The organism is Salicibibacter cibarius, from assembly GCF_016495725.1.
Lineage (GTDB): Bacteria > Bacillota > Bacilli > Bacillales > Marinococcaceae > Salicibibacter > Salicibibacter cibarius.
This window is the reverse complement of record NZ_CP054705.1, coordinates 2,098,388-2,122,220: the sequence shown is the minus strand read 5'-3', so window position 1 is coordinate 2,122,220 and position 23,833 is coordinate 2,098,388. Positions and strand designations below refer to the sequence as shown.

23 protein-coding genes are annotated in these 23,833 nt (G+C 47.9%); 1 reads left to right on the top strand and 22 read right to left on the bottom strand.

Annotation, left to right across the window (positions count from 1 at the left end):
- Positions 1 to 9 precede the first annotated feature (9 nt).
- The 15 genes from HUG15_RS11120 to HUG15_RS11050 all read right to left on the bottom strand — a co-directional run bounded on the left by HUG15_RS11120 (position 10) and on the right by HUG15_RS11050 (position 17,442).
- Entirely contained in the window at positions 10 to 3,519 is a 3,510-nt protein-coding gene (locus HUG15_RS11120; protein ID WP_200128676.1) for a dynamin family protein, read from the bottom strand.
- On the bottom strand, positions 3,516 to 4,187 hold the full coding sequence (gene nth / locus HUG15_RS11115) for an endonuclease III (protein ID WP_200128675.1): 672 nt from the start codon (positions 4,185 to 4,187) through the stop codon (positions 3,516 to 3,518). The genes HUG15_RS11120 and nth overlap by 4 nt, the downstream gene beginning before the upstream one ends.
- 30 nt (positions 4,188 to 4,217) lie before the next feature.
- Positions 4,218 to 4,919, bottom strand: coding sequence for a DnaD domain-containing protein (locus HUG15_RS11110; RefSeq protein ID WP_200128674.1), 702 nt, complete (start codon positions 4,917 to 4,919; stop codon positions 4,218 to 4,220).
- Positions 4,920 to 4,979: 60 nt separating this feature from the next.
- A complete protein-coding gene (locus HUG15_RS11105) occupies positions 4,980 to 6,164 on the bottom strand; it encodes a pyridoxal phosphate-dependent aminotransferase (RefSeq protein WP_200128673.1) in 1,185 nt (394 codons plus the stop codon).
- Between the two features lie 107 nt (positions 6,165 to 6,271).
- Positions 6,272 to 6,763, bottom strand: a complete 492-nt coding sequence (locus tag HUG15_RS11100) for a hypothetical protein (protein ID WP_200128672.1) — start codon at positions 6,761 to 6,763, stop codon at positions 6,272 to 6,274.
- Between the two features lie 41 nt (positions 6,764 to 6,804).
- On the bottom strand, positions 6,805 to 7,008 hold the full coding sequence (locus HUG15_RS11095) for a hypothetical protein (protein ID WP_200128671.1): 204 nt from the start codon (positions 7,006 to 7,008) through the stop codon (positions 6,805 to 6,807).
- Positions 6,965 to 8,260 (bottom strand): amidohydrolase, encoded by a 1,296-nt coding sequence (locus tag HUG15_RS11090; protein ID WP_200128670.1) that lies wholly within the window; start codon positions 8,258 to 8,260, stop codon positions 6,965 to 6,967. Before HUG15_RS11090 ends, HUG15_RS11095 begins: the two co-directional genes overlap by 44 nt.
- Before the next feature lie 123 nt (positions 8,261 to 8,383).
- Positions 8,384 to 11,200 carry an ATP-dependent DNA helicase DinG gene (gene dinG, locus HUG15_RS11085; protein WP_200128669.1) on the bottom strand — a complete coding sequence of 939 codons (2,817 nt, stop codon included), beginning with the start codon at positions 11,198 to 11,200 and terminating at the stop codon, positions 8,384 to 8,386.
- A gap of 548 nt (positions 11,201 to 11,748) precedes the next feature.
- Positions 11,749 to 12,600: a pantoate--beta-alanine ligase gene (gene panC, locus HUG15_RS11080; RefSeq protein WP_200128668.1), complete on the bottom strand. Its 852-nt coding sequence runs from the start codon at positions 12,598 to 12,600 to the stop codon at positions 11,749 to 11,751.
- A gap of 18 nt (positions 12,601 to 12,618) precedes the next feature.
- Positions 12,619 to 13,587 (bottom strand): biotin--[acetyl-CoA-carboxylase] ligase, encoded by a 969-nt coding sequence (locus HUG15_RS11075; RefSeq protein ID WP_200128667.1) that lies wholly within the window; start codon positions 13,585 to 13,587, stop codon positions 12,619 to 12,621.
- Complete coding sequence (locus tag HUG15_RS11070; RefSeq protein ID WP_200128666.1) at positions 13,577 to 14,719, bottom strand: tRNA nucleotidyltransferase/poly(A) polymerase-related protein; 1,143 nt, start codon at positions 14,717 to 14,719, stop codon at positions 13,577 to 13,579. The genes HUG15_RS11075 and HUG15_RS11070 overlap by 11 nt, the downstream gene beginning before the upstream one ends.
- Entirely contained in the window at positions 14,716 to 15,849 is a 1,134-nt protein-coding gene (gene bshA, locus HUG15_RS11065) for an N-acetyl-alpha-D-glucosaminyl L-malate synthase BshA (protein ID WP_200128665.1), read from the bottom strand. Before bshA ends, HUG15_RS11070 begins: the two co-directional genes overlap by 4 nt.
- Positions 15,850 to 15,882: 33 nt before the next feature.
- Positions 15,883 to 16,302: a methylglyoxal synthase gene (gene mgsA, locus HUG15_RS11060; RefSeq protein ID WP_200128941.1), complete on the bottom strand. Its 420-nt coding sequence runs from the start codon at positions 16,300 to 16,302 to the stop codon at positions 15,883 to 15,885.
- A gap of 5 nt (positions 16,303 to 16,307) precedes the next feature.
- Complete coding sequence (dapB, locus tag HUG15_RS11055) at positions 16,308 to 17,099, bottom strand: 4-hydroxy-tetrahydrodipicolinate reductase (protein ID WP_200128664.1); 792 nt, start codon at positions 17,097 to 17,099, stop codon at positions 16,308 to 16,310.
- Entirely contained in the window at positions 17,092 to 17,442 is a 351-nt protein-coding gene (locus HUG15_RS11050; RefSeq protein WP_200128663.1) for a nucleotide pyrophosphohydrolase, read from the bottom strand. Before HUG15_RS11050 ends, dapB begins: the two co-directional genes overlap by 8 nt.
- A 217-nt stretch (positions 17,443 to 17,659) precedes the next feature.
- Here HUG15_RS11050 and HUG15_RS11045 point away from each other — a divergent pair, with 217 nt between their 5' ends.
- Positions 17,660 to 18,472, top strand: coding sequence for a YitT family protein (locus tag HUG15_RS11045; protein ID WP_246516641.1), 813 nt, complete (start codon positions 17,660 to 17,662; stop codon positions 18,470 to 18,472).
- Between the two features lie 185 nt (positions 18,473 to 18,657).
- Here HUG15_RS11045 and HUG15_RS11040 read toward each other — a convergent pair whose 3' ends face one another.
- The 7 genes from HUG15_RS11040 to HUG15_RS11010 all read right to left on the bottom strand — a co-directional run bounded on the left by HUG15_RS11040 (position 18,658) and on the right by HUG15_RS11010 (position 23,793).
- Complete coding sequence (locus HUG15_RS11040; protein ID WP_200128661.1) at positions 18,658 to 19,341, bottom strand: zinc metallopeptidase; 684 nt, start codon at positions 19,339 to 19,341, stop codon at positions 18,658 to 18,660.
- A 60-nt stretch (positions 19,342 to 19,401) separates the two neighbouring features.
- Positions 19,402 to 20,184, bottom strand: a complete 783-nt coding sequence (locus HUG15_RS11035) for a sporulation protein YpjB (protein WP_200128660.1) — start codon at positions 20,182 to 20,184, stop codon at positions 19,402 to 19,404.
- Positions 20,185 to 20,249: 65 nt separating this feature from the next.
- Positions 20,250 to 20,849 (bottom strand): DUF1405 domain-containing protein, encoded by a 600-nt coding sequence (locus tag HUG15_RS11030; RefSeq protein ID WP_484593360.1) that lies wholly within the window; start codon positions 20,847 to 20,849, stop codon positions 20,250 to 20,252.
- A gap of 85 nt (positions 20,850 to 20,934) precedes the next feature.
- Positions 20,935 to 21,843, bottom strand: a complete 909-nt coding sequence (locus tag HUG15_RS11025; protein ID WP_200128659.1) for a menaquinol-cytochrome c reductase cytochrome b/c subunit — start codon at positions 21,841 to 21,843, stop codon at positions 20,935 to 20,937.
- Positions 21,844 to 21,938: 95 nt separating this feature from the next.
- Positions 21,939 to 22,610 carry a menaquinol-cytochrome c reductase cytochrome b subunit gene (gene qcrB / locus HUG15_RS11020; RefSeq protein WP_200128658.1) on the bottom strand — a complete coding sequence of 224 codons (672 nt, stop codon included), beginning with the start codon at positions 22,608 to 22,610 and terminating at the stop codon, positions 21,939 to 21,941.
- A 14-nt stretch (positions 22,611 to 22,624) separates the two neighbouring features.
- Positions 22,625 to 23,122, bottom strand: a complete 498-nt coding sequence (locus HUG15_RS11015) for a Rieske (2Fe-2S) protein (RefSeq protein ID WP_281393615.1) — start codon at positions 23,120 to 23,122, stop codon at positions 22,625 to 22,627.
- 200 nt (positions 23,123 to 23,322) lie between these two features.
- On the bottom strand, positions 23,323 to 23,793 hold the full coding sequence (locus HUG15_RS11010; RefSeq protein ID WP_200128656.1) for a YpiF family protein: 471 nt from the start codon (positions 23,791 to 23,793) through the stop codon (positions 23,323 to 23,325).
- Positions 23,794 to 23,833 lie beyond the last annotated feature (40 nt).

Below are 23,833 nucleotides of genomic sequence, written 5' to 3'. Positions count from 1 at the left end.
GGTGCACATTTACAACCTAATCTGCGATTTCAGCGTTTTTATCTCTTCCTCTATCGGGGTCACATCCGGCTCTTCCGAGGTGAGAAATTGGAGCCTGTCCGCTTGTTTTTTCTCTTTAATTTCCATCTCTTTTTGCACTTGCGCTTTGATTTTGCCCAGTTGCGCCTTTTTGCCTTTTCTGACTGACTCGGCCGCAATTTGAACGCGTGCGCGAACATGTTCCTCCAATAGAGAAAATACATCCGTTTTGAAAGCGTCAAATTCGCCATCATAGAAAAAGGATTTTTTCAGTTTTCGCTGTTTCGCCAACGTTTGGAGCGATTGGACCGGCAATTGAAAGTCAACCGCCGTTTCCAAACGGACATCCATGTCTTCCAATGAACGCCCGTCCCCGTATGCCCGAGTCATTTGCTCTCTCAACGATGCACGCGCTTGTTTTTCCAATGCAAGCTGTTCTTTTTGCCATTCCTCTTCACATTCATCTATAAATGCGTCCAATGCCTGCAGCAACTGGCTTTCCCGTGCACTTTTATCCTTGCCATTTACGGAGGCCACATGGATCGACGCGGCGAAACGATCCGCAAAAACCAATAACAATCGTCTCGTTGCATGTCCTTCCCAAACCTTTATTTCTCCATCATCTGCATCGACGTTTTTAAGATTTACGCCTTCATATGTTTGTTTTTCCTGTTCGGCTAGCTTTTTCCGCTCTTCCAACGGCCGTTTACCGATATCTGCAACTATATGAAGCGCATCGATTAACGTGTGCATCTGCCTATTCATTTCCCAAACAGATTCCATCTGCAAACGAGGGCCTTCCTCTGTTTCCAAATAATGCATAAAGTCGGAAAACCGCCGATCGCCCTCGGGGGCAAGGGCACGTTTGCTTGAAAGGGGAACCGTAATGCTTTCGTGGCAGCCGGCTTGTTTTAATTGATCATTAACGAATGACGTCACATACTGCGCTTCTTGTTCATCTTTTGCCAGATCTGCCGCGTTGATCACCATGTAATGGGGCACTTGAACCTCTGTGATGCGTTTAATAAACGATTGATCGGCCCGGGAAAAGGCATGATGATAATACGTCAGATACATAAACCGATCGGCTTTCTTTATTTTTTCAATCGCCATTCTCGTATGGCGCTCGTTTACGGATTGGACACCCGGGGTATCCACGAGTGACCAACCTTTGCCGGTAATATCCGAATGAAAATAAACCGTTGATTCTTCAATCAAACAGGCGTGATCTTCTTTAGCGGCGATTTCTTGCCAATCGTGCATCGACATGTCATAGGTTTTTCCGTAGTCATATTGTTCTTTTTTCACGGCTAATTGTAACGCACGTAAATACTCGAGCCGTTGTTTTTCCTCCAACGTATTCGTTTTTGCAATCGAAAGTCCCTCGGCGTTTTTCAAGCGCGTTAAATTAAACGTATAGCCACATTCATAGGCGACCGCTTGTATTTCCGCGTCCAAGACGGCTTCGGATTTTATCTGGACGGTTACATCGCCGTGTTGATGCGTCTCATCCGGGTAGCGAACGACCGTCAGCGATGCCGTCGTCGGATGGGGGGACACCGGCATAATCTCATCCCGGACGAGCGCATTTAAAAACGTTGATTTGCCGGCACTGAATGCCCCTGCCATAACAAACGTATAATCGCACGTTTGTGCCTTTTCAATGGTTGTGAGCAAATCCTCGCGCTCATCTTCGGCATACGGTTGGCTCATATATTGTTCCACGGTTTCTTTCAATGCCTGCCAATCAACTTGCGGCAGGCTTTTCGCTTCCTGTGAAAATTCATCACGCGGGACAGCGTTCATTTTCGTGCTTACCGGCTCGGCTTGTTCGCTTACTTCTATGTCGGCTTGCAAGCCGTCCAGATCCGGCGAGCGTCCCAATAATGCTTTCATGTCTTCTTCTAAACGTCCATCTTCCGCTAACGTTTCCAACGATGCTTTGACACGCGTGATTGTATCATCGATTGTTTTCAAGTGTTCTTCATTTTCCGCTTCCAACGTTTCAATCTCTTCAAATTCTCCGGTTTTTTCCAAAAGCCGGAAGCGTTCATCTTCGGCTTGCTGTTCAAAATCGGCAACGATTTCCCTGTATAAAGGTTCAACCACATCCTTGACTTCTTTTAGCAACGCGTGATTCAAACGGGATGCCAATGTGTAAACGTATTGATCGTTTTTAACTCCGTCGGACACGAACGAACGCAACCAACCGGCTTCCCCGGCCCGGAAGGGAATGGCTTGAACAGCCGCTTCTGCATGTCGGGCGATCGACGGCGAAAGGGATAATTTCTTAAAGTATTCACTTAAATACAAATGCACTTCCGTATCCCACCGCCTGTTTAACGCCTCGATAAGCGCTTCTTCCCGCTTCTCTTGTTCGGCTGTCTTCTTCTTTTTCGACCCGAGCACGCCTACCTTGAACGATGGATCGAGTGATTCAATCCATGTTTTTGTACCTTCCATCAAGTCGTTGGGGAATAAGTAGGTTTGCTTAAAAAATTCATCAAGCCGATGGCGCATATCCGCGATCGCTTCCCGTGTTTCTTCGTCCAAACGTTTTAACCGTTCGCGAATCTGCACGAGCGTTTGATGATCTCCGACAGAAAACCCGTGTGCTTGCAAAGAATCTTCAATGGCTTGTTCTCCCCGGGCACGGTCACGGTACAATCGTTCCAAAAGCGCGGAGACGGCACTGCGGATCATTCGCATTTTTGATTGGTCTTTGAGCGACGTGGCGTGATAAAGAAGGGAGCGCATGTCCCCGATCCAGTTTGTTATCTCATTTTCGGGATGATCGAGTTGATGGGCTGATGTAAAATAAATGCCAATCGGATGAATATCGAAGCGTTGCAACATATCCCGCAAGCCATGGGAGAAAATAGAAAAAGGCAATTCATTTTCATCATGTTTGTCAATTTGATTGACGACGAGGACGATTGGTTTGTTTTCCCGTTGCATTTGCCGTAAAAAACGTAGATTCGTCTCCGAACGCACATGATTATAATCTGTAATATAAATGATCGCATCTGTCGTTAACAATTCGGTCCCCGTATAGCTTTCATGAGTGCCATCGGTGGAATCAACCCCGGGTGTATCCGCCAGTGTTACATTCTCAGGAAGAAAAGGAAGCGGGAGGGAAAGTTTAACCTCACGAATACCCACGCCATCGAGCGCAAAGGATTGCAACTTTTCCCAAGGAATACGGTCGGTAAACACATGTGTTTCGCCATCATTTGTAATGGCTGTAAGCCCAGGGTCCCCGGCAGCAATTGTCATAATGTTTGCGGTCGTCGGAATAGGGCTGGATGGCAAAAGTTCAGCTCCTAGCAGATGGTTTAACAGCGTTGATTTTCCAGCGGAAAAATGGCCGCAAACGGCAACGGAAAACGGGGCATCGTACGCGAGCTTCCCGTCAAGCTTTTCCAACCTTGCTTTTTCAGGTTCGCCGAATGGCAATGTTCGTTTTCGTTCTTCCAAAGGGGTGAGGGTTTCCGTCGTCACGCCTTTTCCTCCTCCTCCTCGTTAACAGCTTTCATTCTTTTTTGCCCTTCCCGGCAGATAGACAACAACGGGCATTCCGGACAGGCCGGATTCCGTGCCTTGCAATGATAACGGCCAAAAAAAATAAGCAAATGATGGCTTTTCGACCATTTTTCTTCCGGCAGTTTTTCCATGAGTGTTTTTTCTACTTGCAGGACACTGTCTTTCCAACGGCAAATGCCGAGTCTTTTCGACACGCGTTCCACGTGCGTATCCACGGCGATGGCAGGCAAATCAAAAGCAACTGACGCCACCACATTCGCGGTTTTGCGCCCGACACCGGCAAGTTCCATTAATGAATCGCGATCGGCGGGCACGTTGCCATTATATTGCGTTAGAAGGGAATGGCTCATTTTCTTTAAGTTTTTTGCTTTATTCCTGTAGAGGCCGATGGATCGTATCGCTTGTTCCAGTTCTTCTTGGGAGGCGGCAGCTATATCTTTGGGACCTTTATATGTTTCAAATAAACGCGGGGTCACTTTATTGACGAGAGCATCGGTGCATTGGGCAGACAATATGACAGCCACAAGCAACTCAAAAGCGTTCCGGTGCCAAAGCTCACATTTGGCCTCCGGAAACATCGCTTCCATCGTTTCAATGGCATAGACGGTGTCTCTTTTTGATAACATTGTGTCTCTTGCCCTCCCCTTTTCAGGCTTCTAATCAGCTTCCAGCCAATTATAATTTGGATAAGGCTGGGTCTGTGGCTGTTCACCCGAAGGTGCTTTGCCCCTTTGTTTTTGCCGGAACTTTTCACTGAAAGCATCCGCTTCTTCAGGCGTTTTAATGCCATTTTTTTGCCATTCAAACAAGATGCGGTCAATGTAACGCAAATTTAATTTGCCCGAAATCACAGCTTCCCGCAATGCCGCCCTAATTAATGGGTACGTGTACTGGTCCCGGTCTATCCACATGGCGAGCGTCTCCCCTTCCATCGGGGAGAGCGGTCGCCCGAATTCATTTTCAAATAATCGGTACAGCTCGCCGGCATCTACATCGTTCTCATTTTTATCCGGTGCATGTTCTGCTTCAAGATAAGCAATGACTTTGTCATAAAAAGGCCCCAGGCTATACGTTTCATACATTACACCGTTATCATCCTCGTTTTGTTCAAGACGAAGGACTCCCCGTTTTAATAACCGACCGATCGCCTGTTGACAGTTATTCACAGTTAATGTCATTTTTTGTGCCAATTGCTCCGGGGTCGGGAAGTTATGCCCTTGTTGGACAAAACGATGGATGTGCAGCAGCAGCATCATATCATTTTCGTTTATGCCGAGCGCATCGTAATAATCAAGAAATACGGCTGGAATCGATACATGACCTTTTTCCAAAAGCTTGATCATAACGTCCCGTTCCATGCGTATTCTCCCTTTCGTTCGTGATTGTCTCCCTTTGATCGGGTCGTTCCATTCTGCGATTTAGGACGTCGTGCGCTTAATAAAGTGTTCGATGCGCTCTAAGGCATCCGTGATGAACGAAAGGGAGGTAGCATAGGATAAACGCACATTGTCAGGAGCGCCGAATCCTGCACCGGGAACGATCGCTACTTGTTCTTGTTCCAACAAAGCGGCAGCCCAATCGTCCACAGATGCAAATCCGCCGGCGTCCGAAGCTTCCTTTACATTCGGAAATAAATAAAATGCGCCTTGCGGCTTCATGCAACTGACACCGGGGATTTGCACAAGTTGCTCGTATGCCCGGTTTAACCGTTCTTCAAACGCCTGTCGCATCTCTTCAACGGGTGCCTGATCCGAATTATAAGCAGCGATTGCGCCGTATTGCGCCGGCGTCGTCGGGTTCGACGTGGAATGGCTCGCCAAGTTGCTCATTGCCCGGATGAGTTCTTTATCACCTGCAGCGTAGCCAATTCTCCATCCCGTCATGGAATACGATTTGGAAACACCGTTCACGATAATGGTACGCGCTTTTAAATCTTCCGAAAGGCCTGCAATGGAGTAATGTTTTGCATCCCCATAGATCAGTTTTTCATAAATTTCATCCGAAACGATCAAAATATCATGCTCGGCGGCCACTTCGCCTATGGCTTGCAATTCCTCTTTTGTATACATTCCCCCGGTCGGATTGCTCGGGGAATTTACAATCATTGCCTTCGTTTTCGGCGTTATCGCGTTCGCTAAAGTTTCTTTTGTCACCTTGAAGTCATTTTCTTCTTTTGTTTGTAAAATGACGGGAGTTCCGCCGGCGAGTTTAATTTGTTCGGGATAGCTCACCCAAAAGGGAGCGGGTACGATCACTTCGTCTCCCTCGTCCAATAAAGCTTGAAAAATCGTATACAACGCGTGCTTGGCGCCCGAAGATACCATGATTTCTTCTTGTATGTAAGTGAGATTCTGGTCTCTTTTAAATTTCTCGATAATCGCTTCTTTAAGCGTAGGCAAACCTCCGGACGGCGTATATTTTGTTTCTCCTTCTTTCATGGAAAGAGTGGCTGCTTCAATGATGTAGTCAGGCGTGTTAAAGTCCGGTTCTCCAGCACCCAATCCGATCACATCATGGCCTGCTGCTTTCAATGCTTTCGCTTTCGCCGTGATGGCGAGCGTTGATGATGGGGTTATCGTTTCAACTCGTTTCGACAGTTTCATGTCGTTCCTCCTTTTAGCCCTTTAGCCGACTTTCTTACTTAAAGTGTACGCAATGACAAGATGAACTGCAACACCCGAAAATGCGTGTTGTGCCCCCTGTATGCTTTTTAGGCCTCACCGCTGCCGGACAGACGGTACCGTTTGAATGATTCTCCGTCTTCCGCTGTATAATAGTCATAATAAAGCGTGTTGTCTGCATCCGTATAGATGAGTTCGTAGACAGTTTCCTCTTCCTCGTAACCGATACGGACTTCTCGTAAGTCGATGTCTCCATGCTCGGAACGAACGCCATCAATAACCGTCTCCTCATCCATTACGTCGGCAAGGGGGACGCGTTCGATCTGTTCATAGCTATCGTCATAAAACCAATAATATTGGTCGCCGTCTGTTTGCGTTGTCGTGGCAACATAGATCGTTTCCATCCCGAAAAATACATGGAAGTCGTCAAATGTTTCCGCGTCTTCATCCTCCGAAACGAGCCATGCAACTGCTTCTTTTTGTTCTTCTTTCGGGGCTTCAATGGTTTGGAAAAATCCATACACACCCAACCCTAATAAAAGAACAAGGATAACAACGCCCAAAATGATCCAACTCCGCATCGCGCACCTCCCAACTGATCGATCCTTTCTTTTAGTAGCTGTCAAACTTCCCAAATGAGGGACGGACTTGCACCTTTGCCGTGATTTTCTTCGTAAGCGCCGCCCCTCCGTTGCACATAATAAGACTGCTCTCTTTTAGGGAGAAATAAAAAATACGCCCGCACACGAAAGGCTGTTCCATGCAGCCTTTCATTTTTTTGATTAACGACCGGCAAAAAGCCTTGCTGAAGTATCCATCGCTTCATGGCGAATCTTTTCCTCATCCACAGTGAGAAGTCTGCCATCACGCATGAGAGGTTTCCCTTCAACGAAAACGTCGGTAACATCCCGTCCTGAAGCGGAATAAACGAGTGTTCCGTAATTGATGCGCGGGATCATGTGTGCTTGATCGCTATTAATGAAAATAAAATCGGCATCATAGCCCTCTGCAATCAATCCCGCGCCGGAAAAGCCGAGCGTGTTTGCGCCGTTGACCGTTGCCATTTTCACAATCGTTTGCGCATCCGTCGCGTTCGCTTCTTCTTGCAAGCCTTTATGAACCATCGCCGCTTGTCGCATTTCATCAAATAGATCCAACGTGTTATTCGAAGCTGCACTGTCCGTGCCGAGGGAAACGGGAATATGTTGGTTCAACAGTTGGGGCAACGGCGCGATCCCCGACCCCAATTTTAAATTGCTTTGCGGATTATGGGAGACGTGGACGCCGTTTTCTTTCAGCCCCGTGATTTCCGAATCGCTAATATGGACCGCATGCACGGCGAGTGACCCTTCCGTCAAGATGCCTTCCTCCAAAAGGTGAGCGACAGGGGGTAAGCCATGCTTTGCTTCGTGTTCGTTTACTTCCTTGCGTGTTTCGGCAATGTGAATGTGAAAAGGCAGGAATGCTTCCTCCGCTTTTGCTTTAGCATCACGCAAAAATTCTAGCGGGCACGTGTAAGGGGCATGAGGGAAAATCGCGCCCCGTAGACGTCCGCTCGTCGACGTTTGGCAGGATTTCGCGTAATCAATGGCCGTTTTCAGCTTTTCCCGTTGCGCTTGCTTTGAGCCGAAAGCAATCATTCCACGCGCGAGAGAAGCTTTCATGCCCGATTCCTCCGTCAACACCGCCGTTCCTTCCCAATTGAGATGGTACATATCGGCAAAACAAGTCGTACCGGACCGAATCATTTCAACGATCGCGAGTGCCGTTCCGGCAGCGGCACTTTCATCACCCAATGCAGCTTCTGCGGGCCATATTTTTTCGTTTAGCCAACGCTCAAGGGGCAAATCATCACTTATTCCCCTGAGCAATGTCATCGGTGTATGGCCGTGGGTATTGACAAGCCCGGGCATGAGGGTTTTCTTTTGTCCGTCTATACGATCCCATCCGTCTTCGGGCGGCGGCATGCCCTCTCCGACTGCAACAATTTTTTTGTCTTTTACTTTGATAAAACCTTCGGGTATTATCCGCACTGCGTCGATAATCGTTACATTCGTTACCACATATGGGCGTGTCATCGGGACTCATCCTCCTGATAAAGTGAAACTTCAATCAGAGGTGGGGTTCCTCTGATGGTTAGTTGAACGAATCAGGGTGTTAGTCGCCCGTTATCTCCCGCTTACGGGGTTGAAGCGGGAGTTTTACGGGCGCTTACCACCGTGATAAAATTCCTCGGCGCGTGCCAGCAATTGTTCCGAAGGCGCGAAAAGACTCGGCAATGTCGGCAAGGAGCGCAAAAACACCTTTCCATAACGGGCTTGGATCAGTCGCTTGTCTAAAACAAAGACAAGTCCGCGGTCCCTTTTTGTACGAATCAAACGTCCGAAACCTTGTTTAAAACGGAGAACCGCCCGAGGCAATGCAAGTCGGCTAAATGCACTGCCCCCATCTGCTTCAATCTGTTTTGCTTTTGCCATGTATACCGGATCATCCGGCGGGGCGAAAGGCAAACGTACGATAATGAGCGCCCGGACGTCTTCCCCCGGCAAATCAATGCCCTCCCAAAATGTCGTCGTACCCATTAAAATCGATCGCTCGTGACTCCGGAACTGTTTCACAAGTTTGGAACGATTATCCCCGCTCACGCCTTGAGCAAAGAGGGAGTAGTTCAAATCTTGCATATGCGGCTTTATCATTTGGGACACGTCTTTTACCATTTGATGGGAGGTGAACAAGACGAGCATCCGGCCGTTGACACGAGATGTAAGCGAACAAAGAAAGTGAGCGGCTGCTTCCGTAAAACGTTCTTCTCCGTCCTGGCGGATTTCCGGAAAATCTTCAGGGACGAGCAACTGCGCTTGTTTCTCATACTGAAAAGGAGAAGGCAGCTGCAAACATTCCGGCTGCGCGTTGGTTAATCCGAGTTGATCGATCGTATATTGAAAAGACCCTTTCACGGTAAGGGTTGCCGAGGTGAGAACAATGCTTTTCGTGTTTGAAAAAAATTCATCGGCAAGTTGCTCGCTAATATTTATTGGTCTACGGTACAGCCGTAAACGATCCGGGCGCTTATTGGCATCGCTTTCTGCCCAGTACACTTCGTTTTTTTCTTCGGAAGTTAAGAGCGATGCCAATGTCTTTTGCGCTTCCTCCAAATCGTTACAGAGCGTATTCACTTTTTGAAGCAATGTTTCTTCCGCAGGCACAAGCGCCTCTTTTTTGAACGTGCGAATGAACGAACGCCAGGCACGAATGACATCGCTTCCTCCTGCTTCCGTCCGCTTCCATACATCAAACACATGAGCATTGACTACGTCTTCGGGGATATAGACGTCGCTTTTTTGCCGTTTGTCTTTTTTTACAATCGCCGATTGCAAAGCGATAAACAATTGATTCCATTCATGGTGCAGCGATTGCAATTCCTGTTTGCGTTCCCTCAGCCAATCGGCGGAAACCACAGTGAAATGGCGATCGATTAAAACGGAAATATCGGCAAATAATCCAGCGTGTTCCTGTACCCCAAATTGATTGTACAAACGCATAAAATGTTGGTAGCTAATGGTTGCTCCCAAATGACGCCCCGCAGCTTCTTCCAAATGATGGGCTTCATCCACGACCAAATAGTCATAGGCAGGGAGCGTGCGCGTTCCTTGAAAATGGTCAGTGAACAAGAGCGCATGATTCGTAATAATGATATCTGCCTGTCTGGCGTTGTCCTTGGCTCTCGGATAAAAACAACGGGAGAAAAAAGTGCAATTCGAATGGGTGCAAGATTCCGGGTCGCTTTTTAATTCGTCCCAAAGGGCATATCCCCCGTTTGGCAAATTAAGCTCCTCCACGTCGCCTGTTTCCGTCTCCGTTAACCAAATCAAAATCTGGGCAGTACTCAATTGTTCATCGTAAGATGCTTGTCTCGTCCCTCTTATCTGTTCCAAAAAATGGGCGAATTTTTGCAAGCATAGATAATGGCTGCGCCCCTTCAGCACGGTCGCTTCAATCGGAAGGTCAAGTCCTTTTTCCAATAAAGGCACGTCCCGATCTTTAATTTGCTGCTGTAAAGCAACGGTTTCCGTCGCGATCACGACCGGACGATTTTTCTCTCTGCTCTTGGAAACGGCAGGATACAAGTAAGCCAGCGTTTTCCCCGTGCCGGTTGCCGCCTCCGCGATAAGGTGCTTGGCGTCCGCAAAACAAGCATAGACGTGATCGGACATATCCACTTGGCCGTTGCGATGTTCAAACGAAGAAGAAACACTCGCGAGGGCACCGTTCGTTCCGAAAAAATTTTCGGCATTAAACGCGATTGACGCTTTCGGTTCCGTTCGGGTGTCTGTTTGCTTTTTCAAGGCAAAATCTTGATAAATGTCATAGGCACTGTCGTTCTTTTGATGGCGTGTTCTCGCCATTTTCATCGCATCGTATACGCATAATTGCAAGCCTTTATACATATCAGAGGTACAAGCTTCAAGCTGTTGCAACGTGACATGGGGCAATGTATACATTTTTTTCAACATCAGAAGCAAAAGATGAGCCGTAACTTCGGCATCACTTCCGGCACGATGAGGGTTCTCGTGAGACAGGTTGAATTGCTCCGCCAGTGACGGTAACCGATAACCATCAAGCGCCGGATAGAGCATACGCGCCATTTCCACCGTATCCAACATGTGGCCCCGGAATGCTTCATAACCGGCTGCAACGAGCTCATTATTCAAAAATTGTAAATCAAAATCAATATGATGGGCGACCAAACAAGCGCCATCCAAATCCTCTAAAATAGAAGGCGCCAACTCCGAAAATGACGGAGCATCTATTATGTCATTCTCTGTTATGCCTGTAAGCCGGCTAACGAAAGAGGGGATTTGCCGATCACAAGACACAAAAGAAGAGAACGTCTTCATGACTTGACCATTATCGACAACAGCCAGACCTATTTCGATGATCCGGTCGCCGTCCCGCGGGCGATTCCCCGTCGTTTCCACGTCAATCACAATGAATTTATTCGGTTTATCTATGTTCATGGCAATCATCACATCATTCTTCGCTATTCAATGTCTACATTTTATCATAAAGCGTCGTGATCGTCATACCGGCAATTTCCCGGGGAGGAACAAGAAGAGCAGAGTAATCCCTCTAACAGAGGGCGCGATGCTCCGAGAGGAACAAGTAAGTCATAGTAATCCCTTTAACGGAGATCGAGCTGCTCTGAAAGGAACAAGTGAGTCATAGTAATCCCTCTAACGGAGATCGAGCTGCTCCGAGAGGAACAAGTGAGTCATAGTAATCCCTTTAACGGAGATCGAGCTGCTCTGAAAGGAACAAGTAAGGCATAGTTATCCCTTTAATGGAGATCGAGCTGTTCCGAGAGGAACAAGTAAGGCATAGTTATCCCTTTAACGGAGATCGAGCTGCTCCAAGAGGAACAAGTGAGGCATAGTAATCCCTCTAACGGAGATCGAGCTGCTCCGAGAGGAACAAGTGAGTCATAGTAATCCCTTTAACGGAGATCGAGCTGCTCCGAGAGGAACAAGTGACATAGTAATCCCTTAAGCGGTGGGTGCGCTGAAGGTTAATCCCGCTCAAAAATTACATTGTCAATCAAACGCGCTTGCGGATAGCGAACGGCAGCGGCGAGAATGAGCTGTTCGTCCGTGTCATTTTCATCTGACGGCTCCAGGCTCGGGTATGTCAAAAGCTCCACGTAATCGATGGAAGCGGTAATACGTTCGGAGAGCTCGGCAATGATCTCACGCTCTGTTTTCACCGGGCTTTCCTTCTGTTGACGAAACCGTTCATAGCCTTCTTGTAAGCTTTTGTATAAAAAAGGCGCTTCCTTTCGTTCGTTCTCGCTTAAAAATACGTTTCGGGAGGAAAGCGCCAAGCCGTCATCTTCTCGAACCGTTTCTCCGCCTACAACGGTAACGTCTAAATGAAAATCCTCACACATGCGCGTTAAAATCGCGAGTTGCTGGCCGTCTTTTTTTCCAAAATAAGCAGCGTCAGGCCGAATTAGTTGTAAAAATTTCATAACAACCGTCGCCATGCCGTCAAAATGGCCGGGACGGTGACGCCCACAAAGACGTTCGCTCATTTTGCCTACCCTAACGGTTACAGCCGGATCACGTGGATAAATATCGTCCACCGACGGCAACCAAAGGACGTCGACACCTGCTGCTTTTGCTTTTTCAATATCCGCCTCTTCCTGCCTGGGATAATGGTCATAATCCTCCCCTTCCCCAAACTGTAAGGGATTGACGAAAATCGTCATAACCAATTGGTCATGATCGGCCTTTGCTTGCTTCACCAACTGCAGATGCCCTTGATGCAACGCCCCCATTGTCGGAACGAGGGCAATGGAACCATTTCCCTCCATTTGATCACGACAGTTCTGCCATTCTTTTTTTGTTCGGCAAATAAGCATCCTCGTTCCTCCTTTGGATTATTCCAAATCACCGCTGTATATCAAATGAACCTCCCCATGTTGATCCTTTAATTGCAAGACGCCTTCACGATTAATGCCTATCATGTGCCCGACGACGGTTTTATTGCCCTGCATGGCTTTTACCGGCCGCTCATAAAGCGCCGCGTATTTTTCCCACGTTTCGCGAATATGATCAAATCCATGTTCCATCCACGTGTCATACCATTTTTCAAAAGCGATAAACAAAGCTTGCAAAATATATGCCCGCGGCCATTCCTTTCCGCTTTCCACGTATAATGACGTCGCTTTTTCCCGGAGATCCTCGGGAAAGTGGGCTTGTTTTTGATTAATGTTCAGACCGATCCCGACGATCATCATTTGTATTTTGTCCACTTCCGCTTCCGCTTGCATTTCCGTCAAAATGCCTGAAACTTTTCGGTTATTTATATAAATATCGTTCGGCCATTTGATCTGCACGGGAAGTTGGGTCATCTGTTCCAACGCTTCTGCTGCCGCCACCGCGGTCACTAATGTTAACTGCGGGGCTTCTCTAATCGAAATGTCCGGTTTGACAACGATGGATACACTAATGCTCGTCTGTTCCGGCGATTGCCAGGGCCGTTCCATCCGTCCCCTGCCACCTGTTTGTTCACTGGCAACGATCGCTGTTCCGTGGGGAGTGCCTTCACGATATGCTTCTTTTGCAAGCGTTTGCGTCGACGTCACTTTCGATTTATAAAAAGTTGTCTGCCCAATCTTGTTTGTCGATAAACCCGCTTTGATTTCAGCTTCGCTTAATGTTTCCGGGCGTGCTTTCAATTGATAGCCTTTCCTGGGAATGGCTTCAATCACATACCCTTCTTTGCGCAAATCCTCCATATGTTTCCACACTGCCGTTCGACTCACGCCTAAGCGGTCGCTTATTTGCTGTCCGGAAACATAACCGTCCTTCATTTCCGTTAACACTTGCAACAGATCATGTTTCACAAAAACACTCCTTTGCCCAAGTAAGTAACGCTTTCCGCTCATTTGCCACCTGACGGTCCACCACAGCCAATTCCAACGCGTGCAACATGTCCCCGAGCCATGGCCCCGGTTCACAATTCATATGAGCACTGATTTCAAGCGGAGAAACGGCCAGGTCATGCCGGCTTTGAATTGGCAGTTCGGCCAAAAAGCTTCTCACGTTTATTTCCCCTCCGGGAACCGAATCCGAGAGAACGTGCGCTGTCTTCTCAGCTGCCAACGCTACCGTTTCCCCGGCTTCATAAAGACGCCGCCGATCCCATATGGCCTCCATTCGCTTTTCGGTATAAAAAAACAATCGCTCCGCTTTTTTTGCCATTGTTTTCGGTAATCGCCATTTTTTCAAGCGGTGGTCCACGTTTTTCTCCCCGAGCAGATAGAAAAATACCACCCATTTTTCCGCAAGCGTATCGACGTTATTCAGCGCTGAAAAAACGGGACGTTTATGCAACCGTGTGGCCTCGGGACATAAAATCGAAAGAATGCCTTGTTCGCCTAACCATTGCATCCCTAAGGCAGCATCGCGGCTTCGCAACAAACGGTTCAATTCCTCGCCGATTCTTTCGGCAGCGATTGAATTTAAGCGCTGCCGCTCAGCTTTGCTACTTTTGGCAACACCGGGGTCCACCGCGAATTGGCAGTCAGCCATCAAGCGAGCGGCACGTAGCATACGCAAAGGGTCTGATTGAATCGAATCCTCACGGACAAGCCGGAGCACACGGTGTTCAATATCGATCTTTCCATAAAAAGGATCGATCCAATCGCCCCTTGCATTTATCGCTATCGCGTTTACGGTAAAATCTCTTGCCGCTAAATTCTCCGCCAATGAGCGTCCGTGTAATTCACTAATTTCCACGCGCACATTGGCCTTCATCATCGAAAGGAGCGGAATGTTCGTGCGAATGATGGCCGCTCCTGGAAAAATCCCCTCCAGTTCACCCATAGTTGCCGAGGTGACGATATCAAGATCCGCAGAAGCTTCTTTTAAAAGCCAATCGCGAGGAGCCCCGCCGACAATATATGCATCATGCCCATTGCTTGTCAGCGTTTGTAGCAAGAGGAGGCCCAACTGCCACACAGTATTTTTGTTCACGGCAATCCCAGCATTTCCGCGTAAAGGGTTTCATAACCGGCGACGATCGTATCACTGTTGAATTTAGAGAATGCACGCGCCCTCGCGGCATTGGACATTCGACGATGCATCGCTTTATCATTAAGAAGCGCGAGTGCTGCTTCGGCGGCTGCTTTATAATCGTAAACCGGGCAGATCAACCCTGTTTCTCCATCACTGATTACTTCGGGGATGCCCCCGATATTGGTACCGATGACCGGCACACCGACAGCCATCGCTTCCAATGCCGTGAGGCCGAAACTTTCCTTTTCCGATAACAAAAGCATAACATCGGCAAGGGAAATCAATTCATAAATGCGGCTTTGGTTGCCGAGAAATAAAACATCTTTTTGGAGGCCTTCATTTTCGACAAGCGCTTCAATCGAATGTCGTTCCCCGCCGTCTCCAATCAAAAGCAGCTTGCTGCGTTTTTCTTGCCGAATGAGACGAAAAGCGCGAACCACGTCTTCCACTCGCTTCACCGGACGAAAATTAGACATATGTACGATCACATCTTCATCATCGTTGATGCCGTATTCGCGTCGTAATGCATGCCGATTGGCAGGGACGGCAATACTTGGCGGAACGAAATTATAAATCGGTTCCATATGTTTTGCAATGTCCAATTGTTCTTTTGTTTCGTTAACGAGAAAGCGGGACACGGCCGTAACCTTATCCGAACGGTTAATGCCATAACGGATAATATTTTGCAAGGACGGATCATGCGCAAGCACGGTAATATCCGTGCCATGTAACGTCGTCATCACTTTCACGTTCCCGCCGCTCATATCTTTGGCAAGAGCCGCCGAAACGGCATGGGGAACGGCATAATGAACATGCAAAAGGTCCAATTCATGCCGTTCTGTAACCTCGGCCATTTTACTGGCCAATGTCAAATCATATGGAGGATACCGAAAAATTTGGTATTGGTTTACTTCCACCTTATGGAAATGAATGTTCGTATAGGCTCGTTCCAACCGAAAAGGTAAGCCGGACGTAATAAAATGGATTTCATGCCCCTTTTCCGCCAAGCGTTTACCAAGTTCGGTCGCTACGATTCCGGATCCGCCAACAGTAGGGTAACATGTGATCCCGATTTTTAAAGCTTTCATAGTAAAACGAAACCCGCCCTCCTTCCCTTCCTGCTATTCATGACAGCCATCGCTATCATTGTCTGTCTTTTTGCGAAACTGAAATGCTCCATCGTTCAGGGCGCCCACAAGGATTTCAGCCGTGCCCATGTTCGTCGCAATCGGCACTTCGTGCACGTCACAAAGGCGAATCAACGCGGTAATATCAGGTTCATGCGGCTGGGCTTGTAAAGGGTCACGAAAAAAAAGAACCAAATCAAGCTGCCCTGCCGCGACACGCGCGCCCAATTGTTGATCCCCTCCTAACGGCCCGGACAAAAAACGGGTAATGGGGAGATCCGTTGCTTCGGAAATACGTTTTCCGGTCGTGCCCGTCGCGAAGAGAGCATGCGTTGCTAAAATATGCCGATAGGCAATGGTGAAATTGACGAGTTCATCTTTTTTACGGTCATGAGCAATCAAGGCGATATTCATCACGATCACTCTATAACCTGTTCGAGCCCGTAAATGAGCGTTTTTGTCGCCATTACCGTTTCCACTGCCAGTTTCACGCCCGGCATAAATGAACCGCGGTCAATGGAATCGTGCCGTATCGTTAACGTTTGTCCGCTGCCGCCGAAAACAACTTCTTGATGAGCCACAAGACCCGGCAAACGGACACTGTGAATCGGCATTCCTTCGACCTGTCCGCCTCTCGCGCCTTCGAGCGTCTCACTTTCATTCTGATGCCCTTGTTTTTTCTCCCCGCGAACGTCGGAAATGAGATTCGCCGTTTTTAAAGCTGTCCCCGACGGAGCATCAAGTTTGCGGTCGTGATGCCGCTCGATAATCTCTACATCATCGAAATACCGGGCAGCCATTTGCGAGAATTTCATCATTAACACCGCGCCTATGGCAAAATTCGGCACAATCATGGCACCGAGCGACTTACTCTCCGCTTTGGCCCTTAACTGTTCAATTTCTTCATCCGTAAATCCCGTTGTACCGATCACCGGACGAATATGATGATCGAGGGCACATTCCAAATGAGCTTTTGCCGCTTGCGGTGTTGTCAAATCAATCAATACATCCGTCTCTACTTCGGAAAAGCAGCGGTCGGCATCCGTAAAGATCGGTACCTCCTCTTCCGAAAAGTGTGTCTCTGTTGGCGGTTTATGGTCCAAGCAGGCAACAAGTGAAAAATGTGCGGTATTGGCAATCAAATTCCGGGCCGCCGTCCCCATTTTCCCGCGCGGACCTGCCAAAACAATACGAATGTCACGATTAGCCATTGTTATTTTCCTCTCCTTCTTTAATGGATGTCCAACGATTACGATCCCTATCGTTAAATTTATGCATGACGTTTGTAAAACTCTCGGACAAATCAATGTCAAGCGAGTTGGCAAAACAAATGAGAACGAAGAGAAGATCCCCAAGTTCTTCTTCCATTTCCTTTCCTTGCTCAGTTGTTTTCTTCGGCTTTTCTCCATAGTAGTGATTCACTTCCCGTGCCAATTCGCCAACTTCTTCCGACATGCGTGCCAACATGGCCAACGGGGAAAAATAACCTTCTTTAAACTGGCCTATGTATTTGTCCACTTCCGATTGCATCGCTTTCATCGATGGCTCGTTCATTGTTTCCTCCTCCTTCCATTTTTTACACTTTAAGAATGTTTAGTTTTTGTGCTCTAAGAACTTGGCGGAAGCCAAGTTCTTCTAAAGAACATTTGCCCCTGTTACCAAAAAAGCCTATAGTATGATGGGCTTACCTCACGACAAAGGAGGCACGCACGTGAAACATTTTTTGCAACACGGCAAACGCGTCATTCTTGTGCTGCTCGGAACCGCGCTCATGTCGTTCGGACTCGTTTATTTTAACATGGAAAACAATCTTGCTGACGGTGGATTTACGGGAATTACTCTTATCCTCTTTTTCGTTTTCACGATTGATCCCGCGATTTCCAACATCGTGCTCAACATCCCCATGTTTTTTATTGGGTATCGTGTGCTTGGCCGTCCCCTTTTCATTTACACATTGATCGGAACGTTTGGGCTTTCCTTCTTTCTATGGTTATTCCAAACCTACCGGATTGTTGACGTCCCTCTTCAAGACGATCTTACACTTGCCGCGCTCTTCGCCGGCGTTTTTATTGGGGCAGGTTTGGGGATGGTCTTCCGATACGGGGGTACAACCGGCGGCGCCGACATTATCGCCAAACTTATGTTTAATTATTCCGGCGTAAGTATTGGGCGAACGCTCTTCATCATCGATGCGTTGGTCATCACTTCCTCGCTCGTCTATTTAAATTACCGGGAAGCGATGTACACGCTCGTTGCCGTATTTGTGGCGTCCAGGGTCGTCGATTTCATCCAGCAAGGTGCCTACTCAGGGAAGGCTGCCTTTATTATATCAGAAAATAGCGAGGCTATTGCAGATGCAATCCTGCTCGAAATGGACAGAGGGGCAACGCTACTAAGCGGACGCGGGTCTTTCACCGGTACGAACAAGGAAATTCTCTATTGTGTCGTCAGTCGTCATGAAATCACTCGTTTAAAAAACCTTATCGACAAAGTCGATCCTTTAGCGTTCGTATCCATCACCAACGTGCAGGATATTGCCGGTGAAGGATTTACATTCGATGACGAACAAAAACCGTTGCAATAACATCGGACCACAGGCTTATGCTGCTTTATCAGCCGAAATCGTTAAAATATCAGCCAAAACCAGCAACATATCAGCGGAACTGAACGTTTTATCAGCCAAACGGAAATGATCAGCCTCTATACGTCCATTGGATAACAAAAAGCGCCGGGGCCGTGGGGCTCCCTGGCGCATGGCTTACACATTGATTAGTCGTTGTTCATCATCACGTACATGAGGACGAAGCGGACAAGTTCCAGTACGGCGACGAGCGCGCCCGCCACGTACGTAAGGGCAGCGGCGTTCAATACCTTTTTTGATTCTTTTTCTTCGTCGTTGCGGATGATGCCGCTTGAGACCATCTGTGTCATCGCCCGGCTGCTCGCGTTAAATTCAACCGGCAACGTAACGAGTTGGAACACGACAGCTGCTGCCATCGCGAAAATCCCGACAAGCATTAAACCGCTGAATTGCAGAAGCATACCGCCAATGATGAGAAAGATCGCCGCATTCGACCCAAAACTCGCTACAGGAACGAGCGAAGAACGAAGGCGCATAAAACTGTAATCTTCCGCATCCTGGATGACGTGTCCAACTTCGTGTGCCGCGACGGATGTGCCGGCAATTGAAGTTCCGTAATAGTTATCTTCCGATAACCTTACCGTTTTCGAACGGGGATCATAATGGTCTGTAAGTTTTCCTTTGACTGGTTCAACGTTGACATCATAAATGCCGTTATCTTGCATGATTTTCATCGCCACTTGTGCGCCAGTCATCCCTGAACTGTTACTTAGCTGCGAATATTTGTTGTACGTCGATTTCACACGCATTTGCGCATAAATGGGGATAATCATAATCAGGGCAAAATAAATCAAAAGCGTCGTTAAATCCATGCTTTCACCTCCACACGTTCTCCTACCCTATTTTTATTTTAATGAAATTGCGTGTTTACGTCAACGATCACGCTTTCTGCGGCTCCGTCTTGCTTCTCCCCGGTATTTTTTCCACCCGGCATACGAGAGCGAAAGCAGAATCGCTCCGCTAATGATGGCAATGACCGTGATGAGTGATGGGTCATTCTCCTCGATGTCGCCTTCATATAAACGGGTCATTTGTGCTTCCAGGGCATCAAAAAACGGCCGCGCTGCCTGTTCATCTTTTAAGCGATGACTATGTTCATCCATGAACGTTACGAGCGAACGCACTTTTTCACGTTCGGATGGCGACAAGCGCAACGTCGCTGCAGGATGAATCATTTCAAACGTTTTGCGCCAATCATTCCACGCATGTTCAAAAGAACTTCCGCCTTCTGACGCTGCTTCCCGTAACTGAGCCAATTGCTCTTCGACATCACGCCTTGTTTCTTTCCACTTCGGATTCTCCGGATTTATAACGGCGTCAATGGCATAGTGAAAACTAAGCGCCTGCGCAAGCCGTTCATCCCGCTCAAGTGACACTTCCGTCAGTGCCCCTTGTAAGCGTTCATAACTCATTATAATCGTGCCCATATCGTGAACATCCAATGCCATTGACTCATAATCTGCTACTGTTAGCTCATCGGCAAGTGCCTGCACCCGGGCACGCCCTTCTTCATCATTTTCGGATTGAACGTGTGCAACGATTTTTTCAGCTTCGGCATCGATGTATGCCCATTCTTCTCGTCCTTGTTCTTCCTGCTCCGCGCCGAGACCCATAAGAAAGATCACCGCCGTAAGCATGATTAACCAGCCGCGCACCGAACAGCCTCCTCCCTTGTCCTCTTACCGAAAGCATATGAAAAAAAGGACAAGAGTAGACCATTTTAACGGGGCAAAGAAAGACGGTAGCGATGGTGACGCACATTGAAAATGTAAACAACGGCAATCGCTGCCAACCCGAGCCAAAACGTAAAATAGCCTATTGTGTCGATATAAGGCATCATAGCGGGACTTACCCAAGGATGCATTCCATAAACATAGTCGATGATATCATTATGTACGGTCCAAATTCCTACCACAGCGAGATGCCAAGGCTTAATGCGATAATAGGGCAAAAACAACACAGCTTGCAACGCCATTCCAAAGTGGGAGGCGATCAGCATGTAATTTTGCCAGTTCACCGGCCCTCCCATGAGATCGGCACCCAAATTCATGACGACCGCCCAAATGCCGTATTTAATGAGCGTGACTGCCGCGAATGCTTCCAATAACCCGATATGTTTGCGCAAAAGAAATGCCGCCAACACTCCGGTGAAAAACAAGCTGGCGGTTGGGCTATCAGGTACGAAAGGCAGAAAATAAACAGGTGTTTGCGCCAGTTGCCCTTCATACCAATAAAATCCATATAGCGTCCCCCCGCCGTTGATTAATAACAACACCCATAGCATTGACGGACGGGCTAAAAAACCAATGAATACTCGCAAGACGGCCACTCCTCATTCGATATGTTGAAATGCTGCTGAGCATGATGAAAAAAGCTGACCAATGTCAGCTTTTTTCAGGACGTCACTATGCTTCCTCTTCTGCATCTTCTTCTTCACCGTTATCTTCATCGTCGCCATTTTCGTCGTCTTCATCTTCTTCTTCTGCATCATCTGCATCGACGTCATCATCCAGGTATTCCAGTTCTTCATTCGTGCCGCCGCCGTCAACAACGTACTCGGATAGAATTTGCAATTCTTCCTCTGAACCATCAAACATATCCGCCGGCATTTCTCCGATCCCTTCCAGAGAAATTTCGGCAACGCCTTCCGCGTCATAAGGAAGGTCATAGAGGGCAGGTCCTCTGACCCCGGGGTTCCCTTCCATATTTTCTCCGTGACAGGAAATACAACCCTGGGCTTGATAGATCTCGTAACCTTCGAGCCCTTGGTCGACTTCTTGTATGTCTTCATCGTCCATCGCGGCCTGCTCTGCATCTGCTTGCCAGTCATGCTGATCGACCGATTCCCAAGTTAGATAAATCACACTCACAACCCCGAGTGTCATCATCGCGGTTGCAATCGGCCGTTGGGACAGCCTTCGTTCCGGCCCTTTATCAAGCCACGGCGCCAATAATAATGCGCCGAAAGCAAGTCCGGGAAGGACGACCGTTCCCAATACAATGTAATCACCGGCTGCGAATTCATACTTGAGCAACTGGTACAAGAACAGGAAAAACCAGTCCGGCAATGGGATATAACTTGAATCTGTAGGGTCTGCTTCCCGTTCAAGCGGCGCCGGATGAGCGGCCGTTAAACAGAGAAAGCCGATAAGAAATACGGCACCGACAAGCCATTCCTTCAGCAAATAGTTCGGGAAAAAAGCCTCTGTCTTGCCGGGGTATTCCGAATAATCTTTAGGTATGTTTTCCATACGATGTTCGCGTTCCGGAATTCTGGAGTCCGTAACGAACTTCATTCCTTTTCCTCGATGCATCGGTTCCCCTCCTCAGAGTTTAGAAAACCCGGAACTCGCCTTAAATGGCGAGAACCATCGGGTTTATCTCATTTCAACTTATTGGGGGCAATCTCCTATAGCGGTCCGGATATGCCCTGTCTGCGAATCATAATAAAATGAATGGCAATGAGCCCGAGCAATGCTCCCGGCAAGAAGAAAACGTGGATGGCAAAGAAACGCGTCAGCGTCTGTGCCCCGATGAACTCTCCTCCCGCTAACAAGTTGCTTGCCAAGTCCCCGACAACGGGTACGCTTTCGGCAATCTCCAAACCGACTTGGGTGGCAAAGTAAGCCTTCATATCCCACGGGAGTAAATAGCCGGTAAACCCAAGGCCTAAAATAATGAAAAATAGCAGCACACCTACAACCCAGTTAATTTCACGGGGTTTTTTGTATGAGCCTGTGAAAAATACCCGTAACGTATGTAGAAACACCATGACAATAACAACACTGGCTCCCCAATGGTGCATCCCCCGCACAATCATTCCGAAAGCCACATCGGTCTGTAAATATTCCACAGACGCGTGTGCGTTCACAATATCGGGTACGTAATACATCGTCAAAAACATGCCGGATAAAATTTGGATAACGACCGTAAAAAACGTCAATCCCCCGAAACAATATACAAATGCCGAGAAATGGTACCCGGGGTTTACGTGTTCGGGCACCTCGTGATCGGCCACGTCCCGCCATAGTGGGGTGACATCTATACGATCATCAATCCAATCGTAGATACGTTGTAACATTATCAATGCCCCTCCTAGAGTTGTGGTGATGGACTCCCCAGTAATACTCTGCCGTCGCGGACTTCGTGATCATAACGGTGAAGCGGTTCCGTTGGCGGTGTGCCAGGAACGTTCGTTCCGTCTCTCTCAAACCTTCCGAAGTGGCAGGGGCAAAAGAATTGCTCCGGATTATCCGCATCTGTTCCCCAACTCACAGTACATCCTAAGTGTGTGCAGGTTGGCGACAGCGCGACAACCTCGTCACCCTCTAAAAACATCCAGACCGTTTCCGTCACCTGCTCCACGTGCCACCCATGATCCTGTTCATATTCCATATCAAAAGCTTGGGGCACATCCGTCAATTCATCTACACCTACAACGTCAATCATGTCATCTTCTGCATCGGCTTGCAAGATGGGGTCTACGCCAAACCGCACCATTGGCATGATCAACCCGGCGGCCATAAAACCGCCCGTTCCCAATAACGCATAGGTTAAAAATTGCCGTCTTGATACATTGTGATTTTTCTCCATCATACTCCCCCCTACGTACTTGAAAACTTTTCACGAAAGTTTCGCTCTCTATGATGCCGGGATATTATTGAACGGCACCTCGATATGTGCACCTTTTTGCCGTTGCCGCTCGAATAAACGGACAAGATTAAGACATATACATAATAGCCTAGCTGCTCAGAGCATGTCAATCTTTTGCACAAAGGTGTTTGCATATGTGTTTATATCCCGTTTTCCTTTTGCCACTCCTTCATCACTTGGGGCAAAATTTCTTTCATCTGATCATTCATCGTCTTTTGTTGTAATTTCTTGTCCATGTGCTCGATCGGCAAATGCGGGAACCATAGCAAAAGTCCGGGAAGATCATTTTCATCATTTTTCCACGCGGGATCCGACGTTATCCAAATAACATGATTTTTTCCATTTGCCTTCAATTCATCGACCCAAGCCCCCGCGTGCCGAAGAAGTTGCTCCCGGGGTTCATTTTGCGGATAGACGAGCGGAGGCAGTTGCAATAATCTCCCGCGAAACTGCTTTTCCATCTCCATTGCAATCAATGATATATATTCCCCCATCGCTACGTGGTTTTTCATCTCCTCTCCGAGGGAAACGGATAACAGCGGAACGAGAACCGTGTCCACATAGGATTGGGATTGTTGGTACGTATCAATATCTGCCGTTTGCCATCGCATCGTGGGAAACTCCTTTTTCAACGTCTCGCGTTCAATTATA